The organism is Thermanaeromonas sp. C210, assembly GCF_013167955.1.
Lineage (GTDB): Bacteria > Bacillota > DSM-521 > Neomoorellales > Neomoorellaceae > UBA12545.
In genome coordinates, this window is record NZ_BLWF01000001.1 from 763,520 (window position 1) to 781,942 (window position 18,423).

Below are 18,423 nucleotides of genomic sequence, written 5' to 3' on the forward strand. Positions count from 1 at the left end.
CTTAGAGCTAAATCACCCTCATCAAAACGGGGGGACATATAGGGGCCCGCCCGGGTGATTTTACGGTCCCGGTGTGATAGAATACAACTGTATTCATTTCAGCAGCCGAGAACCCGGGAAGGTGAAGAAATGCTGGCCAACCGTAAGCCCCCCTGGAAGTTAAAGGATGCCCTTTTAGTCCTGATCCTCCTGGTCGCCGCCGGGTACGGCTTTAGCCTGTTTTTGAGGTGGGCCCGTCCGTCCCTGTCCCTATCGCGGCAGTTCCTGCTGGCCGGCCTGGTCCAGGCCGTGGCGGTCCTGGGGGGCCTCCATTATGTAGTGCGCGTAAAGTACGGCGGCAGCCTGGCCCAGCTGGGCCTCAAGAGGCACCGGTTTGGACGAGCTTTCTTCCTGGGGGTGGTCGGGGGAACCGTCCTTTTTATCCTAGTGATCCTGGCCGGTGCCCTGCTGCAAAACCTCCTGCCCGACCCGGCTCCCCAGCCCTTTGCCGAACTCGTCCGCCGTGCCCGGAGCTTCAGGGATTTACTGGTACCCCTGTTTCTGGGCGCTTTCCTGGCTCCCCTGACGGAGGAGCTTTACTTCCGCGGCTTCCTTTATCCTATATTAAAGGCGCGGTACGGTCTCCTGGCCGGGCAGATCTTAAGCAGCCTGGTATTCGCCCTCCTGCACTTCGACTGGCTACGGTTTTTGCCCCTGGCCATGGGAGGCCTGGGACTGGTCTACCTCTACGAGCGCAGCGGCTCCCTTATTACCCCGGTGGTGGCCCACGGGACCTGGAACACCATCATGATCTTGATCATTTACGTCTCCCTGCACCTGGCCTGATCCTGTTTCCCCTTAAGAATATCTCCACCATATTATATGGGGGAGGTATTCTTAATGAAGAGGATGCTACAAGAGGAAGCCGGGTGGATCCTGGGGACCCACCAACTTCTTTCCGGAGCTATCGTTACTCGCTATCCGGGGAGGCCGCGGATCGTTCCCTATTTCGCCCACCTCGCTTTATACGGCGTCCTGGCGGCAGGAAATTACGGAGATAGGGTCCGGGCCTACCTTGAATGGTATGTAGCCCACCTGGAGCGCCCGGACCGTTTCGGCCTTTACGGAACGGTTTACGATTACCTTGTCGCGGCCGACGGCCGGGAAATACCCGAGGAAGGGTACGACTCCTCGGATTCCTACGCGGCTACTTTTTTGAGCCTGGTACGGCGTTATTACGAGGCCACCGGGGACCGGGCCTGGGTGCAGGCCCACCGGGAAGAGTTAGAAACGGTGGCGGGAGCCATGCTGGCCACCGAGCAGAAGGACGGCCTCACCCTGGCCCGGCCGGACTGGCCGGTAAAGTACCTAATGGACAACTGCGAAGTATACCAGGGCCTTATGGATTACGCCGCCCTGCAGGAAGAAGTGTGGGGGGATGCAGACCGGGCCGGCTTTTACCGCCGGAAAGCCTCGAGGGTAGCCGAAAGCATCCAGCGTAAAATGTGGGTCGGAGAAGGCTTCAGCCCGGCCCTTTATGCCGCCGGGCTGCGCTTGCGGCCCAACTGGAAGAATTGGTATCCCGATGCCCTGGCCCAGCTGTTCCCCATCACCTGCGGCCTTCTGGAGCCGGGTAGCTCCCAGGCCCGGCAAATTTACCGCTCCTTTTTGCGCAACTACCCTTCCTGGCACCTCGTCCCTTCCTCCACGGCCTTCACCTCTCCCCTGGTGGCCTGGGCGGCAGCCCTGGTGGGCGATGAGGAACGGCTTTCGACATACTTCCGGGAGGTACGAGAAAAAGTTATTGGCGCCGGGCGCCCGTGGCCGTGGCATGCTGCCGAATCCGGCGTTCTTGCCGTGGCCCTCCGCCTGTGCTTGTAAGAGCAGCATACAGTATACATGCGCCCCCTCCGTTGACGGGTTTTGTAGGTTTGTGGTATATTGCTTTCGGCTTGGGAGAGTTCAAGGGGGAAGGGAAGAGCAATGGAGCTATACAATGCAGGCAAAATTTATCGCAATCTTTCGGTAGCCAGATTGGTCGAAGCAGCCCTGGCGAGGGGAGAGGGCATTTTAGCCAGCAACGGCGCGCTGGTTGTCAACACCGGCAAGTACACCGGGCGTTCCCCCAACGACAGGTTCATCGTCGACCTGCCTTCGGTGCACGATAAGATCAACTGGAACAACATAAACCGTCCCTTCGAGGTCGAAAAATACCGCCGCCTCTACCGGCGGCTGACAGCCTACCTCCAGAAGAGGGACCTTTTCATTTTTGACGGGTTTGTTGGCGCCGATCCCCGTTTCCGCCTGCCGGTGAGGGTGATCAACGAACTGGCGTGGCAGAATCTCTTCGTCCACCAGCTCTTTATCCGGCCCACCCCGGAAGAACTGGCCGCCCACCGGCCCCAGTTTACGGTAATCTGCGCCCCGGGCTTTAACGCCGAACCGGAACTGGACGGCACGCGCTCGGAGGCTTTCATTATTTTAAACCTCGAAGAGAAGCTGATAATCATCGGCGGCACGAGCTATGCCGGAGAAATGAAAAAGTCGGTATTCACGGTAATGAACTACCTCCTGCCCCAGCAGGGGGTGTTTCCCATGCACTGTTCCGCCAATGTAGGCGCTGACGGCGACACCGCCCTGTTTTTCGGCCTTTCCGGCACGGGCAAGACTACCCTGTCGGCCGATCCCCAGCGGCGGCTCATCGGCGATGACGAGCACGGGTGGTCGGAGGACGGGATCTTCAATTTTGAGGGCGGCTGCTACGCCAAGTGCATTTGCCTTTCAGCGGAAAACGAGCCCCAGATCTGGAACGCCATCCGCTTCGGTGCGGTTTTGGAGAACGTTGTGGTAGATGAAGAAACCCGGGTGCCCGCTTACGATTGTGCCGACTTCACGGAAAATACCAGAGCCGCGTACCCGGTGGACTTCATCCCCGGAGCCGTGATCCCCGGCATGGGCGGCCATCCCCGGACCATCGTATTTTTGGCGGCTGATGCCTTCGGCGTCCTGCCCCCCATTGCTAAACTTACTAAGGAGCAGGCCATGTACCACTTCCTCTCCGGCTACACCAGCAAGCTGGCGGGGACGGAGAGGGGAGTAACTTCCCCCGAAGCGACCTTTTCCACCTGCTTCGGCGCTCCCTTCTTGCCCCTGGCCCCGGCGGTGTATGCCCGGATGCTGGGGGAAAAGTTGGAGGAGCATAAGACCAATGTGTACTTGGTTAACACCGGCTGGTCCGGTGGGCCCTACGGGGTGGGCCGGCGCATGAGCATAAATTATACCCGCGCCATGGTGACGGCCGCCTTAAAGGGAGAGCTGGAGAAGGTGGAGTTGGAGCCGGACCCCATCTTTAGGGTCCTGGTCCCCGTAAGCTGCCCCGGGGTGCCGCCGGAAATCTTAAAGCCGCGCAATACCTGGCAGGATCCCCAGGCTTACGATGACATGGCCCGCAAGCTGGCCCGGCTTTTTGCCGAGAATTTTGCCCAGTTTGAGGGGGTGGCCCCGGAAGTAGCTGCCGCCGGTCCCCAAGTTTCTTAGAAGAAAGGTATCCCGGTTTTTAGTGGGAGGGCCTGCTGGGCCCTGAGAGCGTGCGCCGGGCAAGCAGGCGAGCTTTAAGACTTTGGATACGCAGTTAGAAAACCCCCTAACCCCCGGGGTAGGGGGTTAATTTCTTTATCCCTGAACATAGAGGAGCGCGGGCCCGGGGGAGGCCTCAACCTCAATGCACCGCATTGGATATGGTAACCACCATGCTTACTTCTCCCGACCTGCTGGCCTCCTCAAACATTTTGCGCAGCCCCTTCCACACTTCCTCCTCAGAACCGTGGAGGTGGGTGCTTAGGGAACCCACGGAGTAATCGATGTTTTCCCGGGCCAGCATCTCAATGGAGGCGTTGATTATTTCGCTGGCCCTGGTAGTCTTTTGGGGGTAGAGACTTACTTCTGCGCAGATCAACCGCGAACCCTCCTTGGCGGATTTTTCTATATAGTTTCTTACGGAGTGGAAAGGTTTATGCAACCGGTAGAGGTGCAGGCTGTTTTGCAGGCCCTGGAACGGGCCTATCCCCATGCGGGACCTCAGCTGAAATTTGAGAACCCCTTTCAACTGCTGGTGGCCGCCATCCTGTCGGCCCAGACCACGGACAAACAGGTTAATAAAGTCACCGCAAGGCTTTTCGCTAAATATCCCACTCCCCGGGATCTGGCCCAGGTTTCCCCGGACGAGCTGGAAGAAGACATCAAGTCCCTGGGCCTTTTCCGCTCCAAGAGCCGCAACCTGGTGGCGGCGGCCAAAATGCTGCTGGCCCAATACGGCGGAGAAGTGCCCCAGAGCCGGGAGGAACTCATGGCCCTGCCGGGAGTGGGGCGCAAGGTGGCCAATGTGGTCTTAAGCCAGGCCTTCGGCAGGGATGTCATCGCCGTGGACACCCACGTTTTCCGGGTGACCAATAGAATAGGGCTGGTCCGGGCCAGGACCCCGGAAGAGGCCGAGGAGCAGCTCACCGCCATCCTGCCCCCCGGTTCCCGGGGACGAGCCCACCACCTTTTCATCTTTCACGGCCGCTACTGCTGCCTGGCCCGCAGTCCCCGGTGCGGGGAATGCCCCGTCCGCGGCTACTGCCGTTACTGCGACGGGCATCACGGGAAAAGTTGATGCAGATCACTTACAGGGAGGCGGAAGGGCGGGTAGAATGGGGGGCGAAAAGCAGCAGAAGGGAGCGGATTTGGCTGTGAAACGTAAGATAGTACGTATCGACGAGGAACTCTGCACCGGGTGCGGCCTCTGCGTTACGCCTTGTGCGGAAGGGGCCATAGAAATAGTCGACGGCAAGGCCAAGGTGCTGCGGGAGGAACTCTGCGACGGCGCCGGCGTCTGCCTTCCCATCTGTCCCGTAGGCGCCCTATCCATTGAAGAGCGGGAGGCGCCTGCCTTTGACCCGGAGGCTGCCGCCGCCAACCTGGCGGCCAAGAGGGCCAGGGGAGAAAGGGTAGCGTGTTTCCGCTGCGGCGCCGGCGAGGAGGAAGCAGTGCTCCTTTTCGCCCGTCACCGCGGGGAGAGCACCTGGGTGTGCACCCGCTGCCTGCCCGTCCTCATCCACGGTTAGGCAGGAGGTGTTGGCTAAAAGGCCGGGGATTTCCCGGCCTTTTGGCGTCTTGGGGGGGCCCTTACCTCACGCCTCCCCGCCCACAGCGAGAATGTGCTGAAAGACGACTTGATCCATCACGCGGGTAAGTGATACACTTGCTTACGTGGAGGTGGAGCATATGGAGTACCAGAATGTTACTCTTTCTCTGCCTAAGGAGGTGCTACGCCGGGCAAAACATATCGCTATCGAGCGGGGAACCTCGCTCTCGGGGCTTCTCACCCAGCTACTCGAGGACCTTACGCGCAGGGAAGACGAGTACCGCAAGGCAAAGGAGTGTCACCTGGCCATGCTGGACCAGTTTGACCTGGCAACGAAGGGAAACGTTACATGGACCAGGAGCGATCTCTATGAGCGGTGAAAATGCCGAACGGCAATTTGTGGATACCAACGTGTGGGTTTATGCCCACGATACTTCAGCAGGAGAAAGGCATGCCCGGGCTAAAGCATTGATTACCGAATTATGGCAATCGGGCAACGGCTGCCTCAGCGTACAGGTATTGCAGGATTTCTACGTGACGGTAACCCAAAAAGTCCGGAAGCCGCTTTCGCCGGAAACGGCAGCACGGATCATTGAGTATCTATCGAACTGGCGCGTGCACACGCCGGATGCCCGTGACGTGCTTGCGGCCATCAATATTCAACAGAGGTACGGGATATCCTTTTGGGACGCCATGATTATTCGGAGCGCTGAGGCACTGGATTGCAGAGTGATTTGGTCTGAAGACTTGAATCCTGGACAGTATTATGGCGAAGTGAAGGTTGTAAATCCCTTTTCTTGTGGAAACACCAAGGGCTCATGAGCCTAGCCGAGCGGTACTTGGAACTTCGTAGCGCCTTATGAACCGCCGTATACGGAACGGTACATATGGTGGGGTGGGGGACGGGGTTAGCCGCCCCCTCCCACCCGATTATAAGTTTTGTTTGGTATAGTTTAAAAGGCCGCCGGCCAGGAGGATTTTCCGCTGGCGCGGTGACAGGCCGTGGCGCACCTGGAAGGAGGTGCCGCGGGTTACATTCCGGACGGTGAGGACCTCGGCTTCCAGCCCGCCGCGGAGGTCGAGGGTCAGCCGGTCGCCCGGAGCTATGCCGTCATAATCCTCTTCGCGGACAAAGGTGAGGGGCAGGATGCCGAAGTTGATCAAATTACTGCGGTGGATGCGGGCAAAGGACTTGGCAATGACGGCCTTGATGCCCAGGTACATGGGGCACAGGGCGGCATGTTCCCTGCTCGAACCCTGGCCGTAGTTTTGCCCGCCTACGATAATTCCCTGGCCTGCTTCCTGGGCCCGCCTGGCGAAGGTGGGATCGATGCCCTCAAAGGCGTGCTGCGCCAGGGCCGGTATATTAGAGCGCAAAGGCAGGTATTTGGCCCCGGCGGGGGAAATATCGTCGGTGGTGATGTTATCGCCCAGCTTCAGCAGCACGGGTGCCGTGACCACTTCCGGCAGGGGATGCGCCGCAGGCAGGGGTTTGATATTGGGGCCACGCTTGATCTCCACCTCCGTCCCGGCGGCCGGAGGGAAGATGAGGAGCGAATCGTCCACGGGAAAGCGCTCCGGCATAGAGATGGAAATCGGAGGCATGCCCAGGTCCCGCGGGTCGGTAAGGACGCCCGTGAGGGCAGTGGCCGCCGCCACTTCGGGGCTGGTCAGGTAAACGGAAGCATCGGCCGTGCCGCTGCGCCCGCGGAAGTTGCGGTTGAAGGTACGTACCGACACACCGCCCGAAGGCGGGGCCTGTCCCATTCCTATGCAGGGACCACAGGTACACTCTAGGATCCTGGCCCCGGCGGCGATGAGGTCGGCCAGGGCACCGTTCTGGGCCAGCAGGTAAAAGACCTGGCGGGAACCGGGAGAAATAACCAGGCTCACCTCAGGGTGCACGCGTCGCCCCTTCAGAATGGCGGCCACCCGCATCAGGTCGGCATAGGAGGAATTGGTGCAGCTGCCGATGGCCACCTGGTCCACCTTGATCGGTCCCACCTCCCGCACCCTGGCCACCCTGTCGGGCATATGGGGCCGGGCCACCAGGGGCTCCAGGCTCCCCAGATCGATATCCAGCACCTGGCTGTAGACGGCATCCGGATCGGGCAGGAGCTCCACCCAGTCCTCCTCCCGTCCCTGGGCCCGCAGGAAGGCCCGGGTCACCTCGTCGCTGGGGAAGATGGAGGTAGTGGCGCCCAGTTCGGCCCCCATATTGGTGATGGTGGCCCGTTCGGGAACCCATAGGGTCTTCACCCCGTCGCCTCCGTATTCGATGATCTTGCCCACGCCGCCCTTAACGCTCAAGAGCCGCAGGACCTCCAGGATCACGTCCTTGGCGCTGACCCAGGGCGACAGGCGGCCGTGGAGGTTGATGCGGATCACTTCCGGCATGGTAAAATAGAAGGGGCCGCCGGCCATGGCTACCGCCACCTCCAGGCCCCCGGCGCCTACGGCCAGGGCGCCTATGCCCCCCGCGGTAGGCGTGTGGCTGTCGGAACCCAGAAGGGTGCTGCCCGGTACGGCAAAGCGCTCCAGGTGAACCTGGTGGCAGATGCCGTTCCCCGGCCGCGAAAAAACAATGCCGTACTTGGCGGCCACACTTTGCAGGAAACGGTGATCGTCGGCATTTTCAAAACCGGTCTGCAGGGTATTGTGGTCCACATAGCTTACGGAGAGCTTGGTGCGTACCCGGTCTATCCCCATGGCCTCGAATTGGAGGTAAGCCATGGTGCCGGTGGCGTCCTGGGTGAGGGTCTGATCGATGCGGATGGCTATTTCCTCACCCGGCACCACCTTTCCTTCCACTAGATGACGGGCGATGATTTTTTCCGCTAGGTTCTGGCCCATGGGCTGCTTCTCCTCTCCTTTCGTCAATAGGATAGCCTAATCCGGAGAGAATGGCAACCCTGGGCCCTGTGCTATCATGACTGGGGAGGAGGGCCGCCATGGTCGTGGGCATCTGCACAATAGAACTCCGGCTTCCCGGGGCCTTGACCTTGAAAGACAAGCGGCGGGTCATAAAAGGGTTGCTGGAACGGGTGCGCCACCGCTATCAGGTGGCCGCCGCGGAAGTAGACCACCAGGGGCACCGCAGCCGCGCCACCTTAGGGATCGCCTGCGTAAGCAATGCCGGGGCCCACGCCGACGAGATCTTGGCCGCCGTGGTGCGCTTTATCGAGACCCAGGCGGACTTGGAACTCCTCGATTACCATACAGAGATATTATAGGAAGGAGCGGCTGTTAAAGGATGCCCTTTCATGTAGTCCTGGTGGAGCCGGAGATACCCCAAAATACGGGCAACATAGCCCGGACCTGCGCGGCTACCGGGAGCGTCCTGCACCTGGTCTATCCCCTGGGCTTCACCTTAAGTGAAAAGCACGTAAAACGGGCCGGGCTGGACTATTGGGGCCAGGTGGTCATCGAGGAACACGCCAGCTGGTCCGCCTTCTGCCGGGCTCATCCCCGGGCCAACTGCTATTACTTTTCCACTAAAGGCAAGCGCCTTTATACGGAGCCCCGCTACCGGGAGGGGGATTTTCTTATTTTTGGCCCCGAGACCCGGGGCCTGCCGGCGGCAATTTTGGAGGGAGCGGGGGACAGGGTGCTGCGCATCCCCATGCGGCCGGGGCTGCGCTCCCTCAACCTGGCCAACAGCGTGGCCCTCGTTCTTTACGAGGCCCTGCGCCAGGTAGGGTTTCCCAGCCTGGTGTAGGTAGATGACCCGGGGCACTTCTTCCTGAACTCTAAATCACACCTGGTTCAAAGTAGGCCGGCTCAGGTGCTTTTTGCGCATTGACAGTCTTCTCCTGTTTAACTACCATAGGTTCAGACCCCCCGGAAAGGAGGAAGCCCGGGCCGGGACGAAGCGCTGTGCTCTTGGCCTGGGAACTGCTTTGCTGCAAGGGTTCAGTTACAACGGTTACGAATTTACTTTCGGCCAGCGAACTTACGTCATGGGCATCCTCAACGTCACCCCGGATTCTTTTTCCGACGGCGGCCTCTATTTTGACTTGGAGAAGGCGGTGGCCAGGGCCCGGGAGATGGCGGCCGCCGGCGCCGACATCATTGATATAGGCGGCGAGTCCACCCGGCCGGGGGCCGACCCCCTTCCCCTGGATGAGGAGCTCCGCCGGGTCATCCCGGTGGTGGACAGGCTGTCCCGGGAGCTCTCCGTTCCCCTTTCGGTGGACACCTACAAGGCCGAGGTGGCCCGCGCGGCCCTGGAACACGGGGCCACCATCATTAACGATATAAGCGGCCTGCGGGCCGATCCGGAAATGGCCCGGGTGGTGGCAGACTTCGGCTGCCCGGTGGTGGTAATGCATATCAAGGGCACGCCTAAAAACATGCAGGACAACCCCACCTATGAGGACGTCATCGGCGAGGTAAAGGACTACCTGCGCCAAGGTGTGGAAATGGCCGTAGAAGCCGGCCTGGCCAGGGAGAAGGTTATTGTGGATCCGGGCATAGGCTTCGGCAAGAACCTGGAGCACAACCTCGAGATCCTCCGGCGGCTGGAGGAATTCAAAGACCTGGGCCAGCCCCTTCTGGTGGGCACCTCCCGCAAGACCTTTATCGGCCGGATCCTCGATTTGGAGCCCAGGGAAAGGGTGTGGGGGACGGCGGCCACGGTGGCCTTGAGCATTGCCCGCGGCGCCGACATCGTTAGAGTCCACGATGTCCGTGAGATGAAACAAGTGGTCCGGATGACCGACGCCATAGTGAGGGGAAAATATGACGGATAAGATCACCTTAAGGGGAATGTCCTTTTACGGGTACCACGGGGTGCTCCCGGAAGAAAAAGCCCTGGGCCAGCGCTTTCTGGTAGACGTGACGGTCCACCTGGACTTGTACGCGGCCGGCCAGAGGGACAGCATCCGGGAAAGCATCGATTACACCAAAATATACGGTCTGGTCAAGGAGATAGTCGAAGGGGAAAAGTTCAACCTCATAGAAGCCCTGGCCGAGAGGATTGCCGGAACGGTACTGGCCAGTTTTAAGAGCGTCCAGCAGGTGGAAGTGACCGTTACCAAGCCGGAAGTGCCCATTGCCGGCATCCTGGCGGGAGTCCAGGTGCAGATTACCAGGCGCCAGCTTACCCGGGTTTACCTGGGCCTGGGCTCCAACATCGAGCCCAAGGAAGAGTATATCCGCCAGGCCGTGCGCCTGCTCAACGGCCATCCCCGGATTACAGTCCGCCAGACTTCTTCCCTCTACTACACGGAACCGGTGGGCTACAAGGACCAGGACTGGTTCCTCAATGCGGTGGTCGCCTGCGATACCGACCTGAGCCCCGTGGAGCTCCTGCAGGAAACCCAGCGTATAGAGGTCCTTCTCCAGCGGGAGCGCAAGATCCACTGGGGGCCGCGGACCATGGACATCGATATTATCCTCTACGGCCAGGAGCGCATCAATTTGCCCGAGCTCATCGTTCCCCATCCCCGGGCCTTTGAGAGGTCCTTTGTTCTGGTGCCCCTGGCCGAACTGACCGACGGCGAGATCTATGCCGGCAAGACGGCCAAGGACTTCCTGGCTCAGCTGAAGGAGCCCAGTAAGGTGGAGTACTATGGGCCATTAAAATATTAAAGTGAGGTCGGTTGGACCATGTTCGACGTACCCAAAATCGAGCAGGCGGTGAGGATGCTCCTGGAAGCCATCGGCGAGGACCCGCAAAGGGAGGGGTTGAGGGATACCCCCCGCCGGGTAGCCCGCATGTACCAGGAGATTTTTGCCGGACTCGAACAGGACCCGGCGGATGCCTTCAGCGTGCTTTATACCGAAAAGCACGAGGAACTGGTCCTGGTGAAGGATATACCCTTTTACTCCATGTGCGAGCACCACCTGCTGCCCTTTTTCGGCAAAGTGCACCTGGGCTACATCCCCCGCCGGGGCCGGGTGGTGGGCCTGAGCAAGCTGGTGCGGGGCGTTGAGACCTTCGCCAGGCGCCCCCAGCTCCAGGAGCGCATGACCAAGCAGATAGCCGATGCCGTCATGGAGCACGTCGGCGCCCTGGGCGTCATTGTGGTCATCGAGGCCGAGCACATGTGCATGACCATGCGGGGGGTGAAGAAGCCCGGCTCCCGGACCATCACCTCCGCCGTGCGGGGAGTCCTCCATGACGACGAGGCTCTGCGGTCGGAAGCCCTGTCCCTCCTTAAGGGTTAAGGCGGCTTTCCCCGCGGTCAGAGAGCCTAGGAACATCACCAAAGAAAAACGGGAGTATCAAGCAAGACCCTCATCGTTCGAAGGTCTTCAGAACATTTTCAGGAAGGGGCGCATCGAAGTCGAGTGCTACTACGATCTTCTCTTTAGCACTGCCCGGAACCGGACTAAGTCAAGGATCGGTATGGATGCCCCAAGGTTTAAGCGGCCCATTCGTTAAGGATAGCCTTCAGCTCGCGAAAGACGGCGGCCTGGCTGCGGCCAAGGATGGCTCTGCGGGACTGTAACCCGTCACCACGTCGACGACGGTGATGGTGTAGGCGAAATGGCCCAGGGAAGAACCGCCATGATGCTCCACCAGGTCGACTTCCAGGGCACCGGGGCGGTTTTCATTCCAAGCATAACATTCAATTGGCACCTTGCTACGAAGCCTGGAGCCGGGTTTTGGGTGGGGCAGGGTACGTTTAGGCTTAGGAGAGCGCCATTTAGCTATTCTTCTAGCCAAAGTAGGGCGGCTAATTCGAGCCAGCTGTTCCCGTATCTGAGGAGTGAGGAGGAGCTCTCCGTGGCTGGCCAGGAGCTCAGCCGTAGAAAGGAGTACTGGATGGAGGCGTTCGGCACAAGGATAATCCAGGGCCTCCCAAACGAGCTGGATGGCCGGGAGTGCCTCCAAATACTTTAATGGTTTAGAACGCTTTTTAGCTGGCTTTTTGGCAGGAATAGGATTATTTAAGACATAGATAGCATACTTACGGTTATAGCCGAGCATCTTGACTACCTCGTCGATAATCTGGGATTTTTCGGTTCGGGAAGCGGCCTGAGAGTAACGCTGGTGCATGTTGTTTAAATACTCACGGCGACTATTTAATGACATCCTCAATACACATCCCCTCGGTAAGATTTCGCCGTGAGTGAGTCGTTCCCCCTTCGGTTATATTTTAAGTGAGTGATCGCGCGTTCTTGACTCCGACCTATTGAGGGCTGTATAATAAAGCTAGCTTCAGGTCGTCGGGGTGTAGCTCAGTTTGGTTAGAGCGCATGGTTCGGGACCATGAGGCCGGGAGTTCAAGTCTCCCCACTCCGACCACTATTCACTAAAGGCAGAAGGCGCAAGTGAAGCGCCTTCTTTCTTTTGGGCATGAAGAAAACCGGGCGCGAGCCCGGTTTTCTTCATGCGCCCGGCAGGCCGTTGCAGACAAAATGCTGCCTTATTGTACCATATTTTACACAAACATTACCTTTAAGCACTAGTCTCGGTAAAGAGAAGATCCAAATAGTCGACCTCACCAAGGTTACCGAAAAATAGAATATGCTTTCTGGCAAACTCTTCGCGCGTCCAATTGCCGTCACCATAGTACTCGCGCAGTGTATCGTAGGGAGTAGCGGATATGATGAACGCATCAAGGGTTACATTCTTTAACTCGCCCCTTGCGGCCCAATCCTGGGAGAGCTTTCGTAGGCGCTCATGCAGCCGGGTTTTGTCGCTGGTCCAGTAAGCCTTTTCATATACCATACCATGTGGCTCAACAAATACGATGCGCTGGGACCCGCCTTCCTTGATCCAAAGGATGAGATCCGGGAAAAACCCCTCGTTCTCGAAAAAACCGATACCCTTACCCCGGGTCAGGTTGCGGAGAAGGAATATCTCTTTTGAGGCCAGCTTTCCGGCCGCTTCCCGCCGTACATACTCGCGCAGGTCTTGAACGAACCGCCGCTCGCTCTCCTTTAGGCCCGGTGGTGTAGTTTTTATTCGAACATCGCGGTCGAGCAGCAACGGCTGATAGAGATGCCGGTCAAAATGTATATTCGGCAACTCGCTGGTTTCTTGCTCGTAAATGCGTTGGCCTTCGTCGATGAGTTGTTTCACAGCAGCAATAAGCTGTCTTTCAGACCTGGGTATCTTGACCGTATAGTCCTGGAAGTTGGGGTGATTTTCCCGGAGCAAGCCGTAGACCATATTCCGGGATTCCCATCGCTCCTGGCAGACACGGTAATACTTCTCAAGGTATTTGCGCAGGATGGAGAGCACAGTTTCCTGAAGCAGTGCCACCTGCTCACAGGACCGCGGCCTAACGACCGTCTCGTCGGCTATGAGCCTATAAAGACGGGGCTCGTCAGCTTCCAGTAACCGCCGGGGGGTCTCCGGTCGCAAAACAAGGTTGGAGAATCTTTTTTGCTCCTTGAACTTCAGCAGCTCTAGATAAACCGTCTGCCAGTCCACCAGATCCAGGCTCTCGCGAGGGATAACTCGCTCCTGCCCGGCCCGTATGGAGGCCGTGACCACTCCGTCCGCCTGGCTACGAATGGCTTCTACTTTCAACGACATATCCACCGTGACGCGGGCGGCAGGATCGGGGGCCAACAGGATCTGGCACTCATTGGTGAAGCTGCGACCCGCCGGGAGCTCCGGCACCACCAGCCCCTTAGCCAGGAAGTCCCGGTTAGGCCGGATCGCTAGTGGTATTTCCACATGCCCCTCAGTTTCCACGCCCTCGCGTTCCAGGTACTCGCGGAACTGGGCCATGTAGTTGGCCCTTACGGCGAAGATGTTCAAGGTCTCCAGTAGTCGGAGATGCTGCGGGTGCTCACCGTCCAGGGCCGAACTGCGTTTAAGGCTGAAATCTCGCCCGCGCAACCGCACTCCCCGGCCAAAGAGCTGAATGATCTGGGAGCCTTCGCTACGGCCAATATTCAAGAGGCCCATGTTGGAAACCCGCCAGCTATTCCAGCCCTCTATGAATTTCTTGGCGCCTATTAGAATGTTGATAGTCGTATTAGAGTCATTGATAGAAGCAAACAGCGAATCGGATATTGCATCGTCTTCCACGACAATTCCGCTGTCGTCTTGTCGCACCAGTTTCTTAAATTCGCTGGTATCGCCGATATAAATTAAACCAAAGTAATCTCCTGACCCGCCTACCTTTAAGCCCAACTCGCCTTCCTGGCCCCGGAGGTCGCAGATGTGCAACGCGCCGCCGGCCGGGGCAAAAAACACTTTTGCCAGCACATCCTGGTAAATGGCCTGCGGGTCAGTGACCAAACCGCGTAGGTAGGCAAACCTCCCGGCAAATAAATCCTTCCCGTCCTGGTCAATGAGACCACTTTGGCCCTGGACAATCTTTTCGATAGTTCTTACCGCCCATCCATCTCGGTTGGTTAGGAAGCGGTGCAGGAAACGCGCCACCGTGAGCACGTCGGAGCGCTTTTGTTTGTTCTCGCTGTAAACCGCGTTCACGCTGCTCCCGACAAAGACCCACAAGGGTTTTTCCAGGTTGTAGGGCCGCAGGGCTTCCTCCTGCTCTAAGAAGCACCGCTGCTGTTCGTAAAAGCATAGCAGGTTGCCTAGTAGCAAGGTGTCGGTGTCTTCTTCGCTGATCTCCTCACGGAGGTTAAGGATCTGGAAGTCCTTGCCGTAGCCGTCGCCGTAAAAATAGCGGTAGGAATAGTCGAAGACGATACTCTTGCCATATTCGGCCGTCAACTCGTCGTCGCGCGCGGCCGTAAGGGCCTGGCCAAAGGTGGCACTGTACTCGAACGTGAAGCCTGTTTCCCCCAGGGCATCACGAAATTTGCGCCAGGCCTGGCCACCAGTGCCCTTGTGGCCCTCGTCTACAAAGATAAGGTTGTTGCCCTGGAAGCACTCTATCGGTACTCTTACCCCCACACCCCGCTTTTCCTCTACCAGCTTGGTAATCTCGATAACGCGGACCGTATGGCGGTCGGTCAAGGACAGCCCGCTCTCCTCCAGACTGAACCGTTTACACGGGATGTTGGAGGCAGCCATCTCCTCCATATGCTGCTCGGTCAACCCTTCGTTGGGCGTGATTAGTAAAATGTTGTCTAGCGGCTCGCGGTTGTAGTGCAGGAATTGGTGATAATTGAGCTGCATAATTAGCGTCTTGCCGCTGCCCGTGGCCATCCAGAAGGCCACTTTGTTCAGGTCGTCCCTGGTGAAAGGCACGTCCGGTGGTTCGCCGGGGGCCTTGCTGGTATTACGGGCCAAGACAAATGCATTTAACCGGCGGAGCAGTTCGCCTGGACGGTTAAAACGCCAATCCAGGAATATCTCGGTGTAAAGCAAGGCCAGGTACTGAAAATACTTCAATGTGACCGGCCTGGACCGCCCCTGGTTGATGGCGGCAAGATGCCGGCGGATGTTATCGTCGTAGCGCTTTAGCTCATCTAACGGGATCTGGAGTTTGTCACCGCGACCCGCTAAGCGGTGGTAAATAAAGCTCCGCCCGTCGGAATCAAAACCTTCACCGGCGTCCTTTAAGTCCGATAACAGTTCCTTATTACTCCGATAGCCAAAAAGGCTGTTCAGCCAAGCCAGCAGGACCAGACGTTCGCGGTAAGAGGACAGTATCAAAGTAGTTGTCCATTTCCACTAAAATGAATTTGCGGTGGCCACCATCTTCCCGGTTTAAATTGATGACTGCATGTCCCGTAGTGCCGGAGCCGGCAAAGTAGTCGAGCACTAAGGATTTCTCCCCGCAGTTTGAGGCCCGTAGGCAGTCTTCCACAAGGTAGATGCTTTTTGGGTAGGAAAAGATTTCTCGCTCTCCGAGCAAGTCTTTGAGCACTTTTGTCCCACTTTCGGTGGCCGAATACTTGGCATCCTCCCACCATGTTCCCGGGAGTGCCCCCTCCTGGTTTGGACGATATTTTCTGTAGACCTGCCATATACCATCAACAAGCTTGGCGGTCAGATTAGTAGAAGCTTCTTCTTGCGCGCGCTCCCACCCCAAGTTCCAAACCCGCTCATTTTCTTCCGAATCAAGCGGGAGTACAACCTCCTCATCTAGCCTGGGCTCTTCAACGGGCACCCACTTTTGATCGTTTTCAGACCAAACCATTGATGGCACGCGGACTGAACCATCTTTTGATACAAAAATAGGGTAAAACAGCTTAGGCCGGTCAATTCTTCTTGAATTAGCGCCTGTTGCTCTAAAGTTAACCCATGTAAAGATTCCGTGCTCGTCCGATTCGGGGTAGCGCGCTTGCTTCTTCTCGTCTCTAGGCAACCGGCCAACATCTGCTTGCTCGGTCTTACCAAAGAATAAAGCGTACTCGTGATTTGGAGAAAAACCGGAGGCCACTGCCCGGCCGTGCGGGTTGCTGCGCACAACCACAGTCGCAAGATGGTTCGTCTCACCAAAAGCCTGCCGAAGGTAATTGGTGAGCAAATGGGACTCGTAGTCGTCTATTGCTATGCAAATAATAGAGTCGTGGCTCATCAGTCTTATGCTATTTTGAATGCGGTCGGACATCATGCTCAACCACGAGGAATGTTTATAATCATTCTTATAGATAATTTGACTTGCTGCTGTGTTAAATGGCGGGTCAATATAGATGCACTTAACCTTCTCCCGGTACTTCTCGAGCAGCAAATTTAATGCCTGGAAGTTTTCGCCGTGGATCAGGAGGCCGTCGGTTTGCCCGTCCAGGTCTTCAAAGCTGGCCAGCAGCCGGTCCACAAAGTTCCCGTCGAAGTACCTGGTATCCAGTACCAGCGTGGGATGGGCCTTAAGAAAAGCCACCCGCTTTTCCTCCCGTGTCTTCAGGGGCACGGTAAAAAGGTTTTGCTCCTCCTCGTCGATGTGGAAGAGTTCCTTCCACTCAGCCCACTGGGCATCGTTCGCGGCGATTTCCTTATAAAACTCCTCTTTAATATTACCCACCGTGATACAGTACTGGGTTTCGGTAACGAATTTTTTCTTTTCGAAGAGCTTTTTCTGGAAGTCTTCGATCTGGGCCAGGAAGGTAATAATTCGCAGCCCGATGGACCGGATTACCCGCATAACCTGGAACCATCCCTCGGCCAAGGTTTCGCCGGCCGCCTCGAGATCGTCCAAATTTAACACCTCGTTCTTCAAATAGAAATCCAGCTCCCGCGTCAAGAAACCTTTCAGGTCCTTGTGGATAAAGAAGTCCGAGGTGTTGCGGCGGGTGTACTGGCGGAGGTGGTGCTCCAGATAAGACACGCTTTTGTCGTCAGGCGTCCGGAGCCGTTCCGCAGTCAAGGCCACCAGGGCGTCATAGTTTTCTTCAAACTGCCGGGGGATTTCCTTCAGGGCCTCGGCGATAATAGCGTCCTGTACGTGGTTGCGGGTGCCGTACTTGACCTTCTCCTGTTCTGTCAGCGGCCGGAACTCGAAGGGAATAGTTATCTCCCTGGCCTGCGGGTCAAAGTTGGATTCCCCGGCCCTGGGGAAGAAGAACCGCTTGTCGCCCTTGTTGTTGTCCTTCTCCAACTGGGCCTCCTTCAGCTTAAAGTGAACGGCCACTCCATTGGGTGCTTGATACCGGTAATCCCTGAAATACTCGGCCGTCTTGACGTAATATTGGTCGCTGTTAGCCCAATATAAATAGACCTCCTCCCCGTTATAGGGGATGGCATATTTCTCCTGCTTGGAATAACGGCGTTTCGAGACGAAGTCGCCGTTGTCGTAGTAGCGGCTAAAGAAAGTATAAAGGTGGTTAAAAATCAAGTTCTCTAGGGCGGCCCGGTCTTTTACACCCACAGCCCGGGCCTGGAGATCAAGGTATTGCCGGCCCAGGGGCGTGCTGTGGAAAGCTTCGGCCAGTCTTCCGTCGCCGTCCAGGGCGTCCTCGCCGAAGGACTCGCGTATTTGCCGGGCTACCCGTTGGACCTCGGCAGCGACCCGGCTCTGCTGGACCAGTATGCCGCTATTGAGCTCGGCAGAAACGGCCTCGACCAAGTCCTTTTCAATAAACCTCTCGATGACTTCCCGCTTGTAATTCATAATGCGGTAAATGCCGAAGTCCAGGTCGGCACAGTCGAACTGAAACAGCGTACGGAGTAGTCCTTTGAGCTTCTCTACAGCCTGTTCCATTGTGGGAACCTCCTAGGATTTTGGCTAAACGGTTACACAGGAAAGGGCGGCCATACATTCCACCGGCTCCGGTTTCTACACTTCTCTGATATTATTCGCCACGGAAAAGGAAGCTCCTACCTCGAGAGCAAGAATTGCCCTAAGGCTCCTCCGGTGGAGCACTCCTACAAGCGAAAAAGGAAAATCCTGCCTCAGTAGGTAGGCAGGAACTCCGGTAGGGTGAATGAACAATAAAGCCCTTGGCCTAAAGTTGTGAGGACCAAGGGCTCGTAAGCTCAGTTATAAGTTTTTGGA

General features: G+C 57.5%; 17 protein-coding genes and 1 tRNA gene. 13 read left to right on the plus strand and 5 right to left on the minus strand.

The features are described 5' to 3' along the window. Positions 1-129: 129 nt before the first annotated feature. From TAMC210_RS03620 to pckA, 3 genes are all read left to right on the plus strand, one after another. Complete coding sequence (locus tag TAMC210_RS03620) at positions 130-825, plus strand: CPBP family intramembrane glutamic endopeptidase (protein ID WP_173297415.1); 696 nt, start codon at positions 130-132, stop codon at positions 823-825. A gap of 54 nt (positions 826-879) precedes the next feature. Further along, positions 880-1,860, plus strand: a complete 981-nt coding sequence (locus tag TAMC210_RS03625) for a hypothetical protein (protein ID WP_173297416.1) — start codon at positions 880-882, stop codon at positions 1,858-1,860. Between the two features lie 102 nt (positions 1,861-1,962). Further along, a complete protein-coding gene (gene pckA, locus TAMC210_RS03630) occupies positions 1,963-3,516 on the plus strand; it encodes a phosphoenolpyruvate carboxykinase (ATP) (protein WP_173297417.1) in 1,554 nt (517 codons plus the stop codon). 181 nt (positions 3,517-3,697) lie between these two features. Here pckA and TAMC210_RS03635 read toward each other — a convergent pair whose 3' ends face one another. After that, complete coding sequence (locus tag TAMC210_RS03635) at positions 3,698-3,934, minus strand: YkoF family thiamine/hydroxymethylpyrimidine-binding protein (protein WP_173297418.1); 237 nt, start codon at positions 3,932-3,934, stop codon at positions 3,698-3,700. Positions 3,935-3,991: 57 nt separating this feature from the next. Here TAMC210_RS03635 and nth point away from each other — a divergent pair, with 57 nt between their 5' ends. From nth to TAMC210_RS03655, 4 genes are all read left to right on the plus strand, one after another. Then, the gene (gene nth, locus TAMC210_RS03640) at positions 3,992-4,633 is read left to right on the plus strand and encodes an endonuclease III (RefSeq protein WP_173297419.1); all 642 of its coding nucleotides are present in this window, start codon (positions 3,992-3,994) and stop codon (positions 4,631-4,633) included. A 37-nt stretch (positions 4,634-4,670) separates the two neighbouring features. Beyond that, positions 4,671-5,084, plus strand: a complete 414-nt coding sequence (locus TAMC210_RS03645) for an ATP-binding protein (protein ID WP_173297420.1) — start codon at positions 4,671-4,673, stop codon at positions 5,082-5,084. 160 nt (positions 5,085-5,244) lie between these two features. Continuing rightward, on the plus strand, positions 5,245-5,484 hold the full coding sequence (locus TAMC210_RS03650; RefSeq protein ID WP_173297421.1) for a DUF6364 family protein: 240 nt from the start codon (positions 5,245-5,247) through the stop codon (positions 5,482-5,484). Further along, positions 5,474-5,926: a PIN domain-containing protein gene (locus TAMC210_RS03655; RefSeq protein WP_173297422.1), complete on the plus strand. Its 453-nt coding sequence runs from the start codon at positions 5,474-5,476 to the stop codon at positions 5,924-5,926. The genes TAMC210_RS03650 and TAMC210_RS03655 overlap by 11 nt, the downstream gene beginning before the upstream one ends. 108 nt (positions 5,927-6,034) lie before the next feature. On the opposite strand, the gene TAMC210_RS03660 is transcribed toward TAMC210_RS03655, so the two are convergent. Next, positions 6,035-7,957: an aconitate hydratase gene (locus TAMC210_RS03660; protein WP_173297423.1), complete on the minus strand. Its 1,923-nt coding sequence runs from the start codon at positions 7,955-7,957 to the stop codon at positions 6,035-6,037. Positions 7,958-8,055: 98 nt separating this feature from the next. Between TAMC210_RS03660 and TAMC210_RS03665 the strand changes: the two genes are divergently transcribed. The 5 genes from TAMC210_RS03665 (at position 8,056) to folE (ending at position 11,275) form a co-directional block, all read left to right on the plus strand. Then, entirely contained in the window at positions 8,056-8,337 is a 282-nt protein-coding gene (locus TAMC210_RS03665) for a DUF503 domain-containing protein (protein WP_173297424.1), read from the plus strand. A 20-nt stretch (positions 8,338-8,357) separates the two neighbouring features. Then, positions 8,358-8,822, plus strand: coding sequence for a tRNA (cytidine(34)-2'-O)-methyltransferase (locus TAMC210_RS03670; RefSeq protein ID WP_173297425.1), 465 nt, complete (start codon positions 8,358-8,360; stop codon positions 8,820-8,822). A 73-nt stretch (positions 8,823-8,895) separates the two neighbouring features. Beyond that, complete coding sequence (folP, locus tag TAMC210_RS03675; RefSeq protein ID WP_277997669.1) at positions 8,896-9,855, plus strand: dihydropteroate synthase; 960 nt, start codon at positions 8,896-8,898, stop codon at positions 9,853-9,855. Continuing rightward, complete coding sequence (gene folK / locus TAMC210_RS13460; protein WP_173297426.1) at positions 9,845-10,696, plus strand: 2-amino-4-hydroxy-6-hydroxymethyldihydropteridine diphosphokinase; 852 nt, start codon at positions 9,845-9,847, stop codon at positions 10,694-10,696. The genes folP and folK overlap by 11 nt, the downstream gene beginning before the upstream one ends. An 18-nt stretch (positions 10,697-10,714) precedes the next feature. Next, positions 10,715-11,275 carry a GTP cyclohydrolase I FolE gene (gene folE, locus TAMC210_RS03685; RefSeq protein ID WP_173297427.1) on the plus strand — a complete coding sequence of 187 codons (561 nt, stop codon included), beginning with the start codon at positions 10,715-10,717 and terminating at the stop codon, positions 11,273-11,275. 226 nt (positions 11,276-11,501) lie between these two features. Here folE and TAMC210_RS03690 read toward each other — a convergent pair whose 3' ends face one another. Continuing rightward, a complete protein-coding gene (locus TAMC210_RS03690) occupies positions 11,502-12,146 on the minus strand; it encodes a hypothetical protein (protein WP_173297428.1) in 645 nt (214 codons plus the stop codon). A 135-nt stretch (positions 12,147-12,281) separates the two neighbouring features. On the opposite strand from TAMC210_RS03690, the gene TAMC210_RS03695 reads away from it, so the two are divergent. Then, positions 12,282-12,359: transfer RNA gene (locus tag TAMC210_RS03695), tRNA-Pro, on the plus strand. Between the two features lie 153 nt (positions 12,360-12,512). On the opposite strand, the gene TAMC210_RS03700 is transcribed toward TAMC210_RS03695, so the two are convergent. Together TAMC210_RS03700 and TAMC210_RS03705 are read right to left on the minus strand one after the other, a co-directional pair. Beyond that, positions 12,513-15,641 carry a DEAD/DEAH box helicase family protein gene (locus tag TAMC210_RS03700; protein WP_173297429.1) on the minus strand — a complete coding sequence of 1,043 codons (3,129 nt, stop codon included), beginning with the start codon at positions 15,639-15,641 and terminating at the stop codon, positions 12,513-12,515. After that, positions 15,568-18,129, minus strand: a complete 2,562-nt coding sequence (locus TAMC210_RS03705) for a site-specific DNA-methyltransferase (protein WP_173297430.1) — start codon at positions 18,127-18,129, stop codon at positions 15,568-15,570. The genes TAMC210_RS03700 and TAMC210_RS03705 overlap by 74 nt, the downstream gene beginning before the upstream one ends. Between the last annotated feature and the right edge of the window lie 294 nt (positions 18,130-18,423).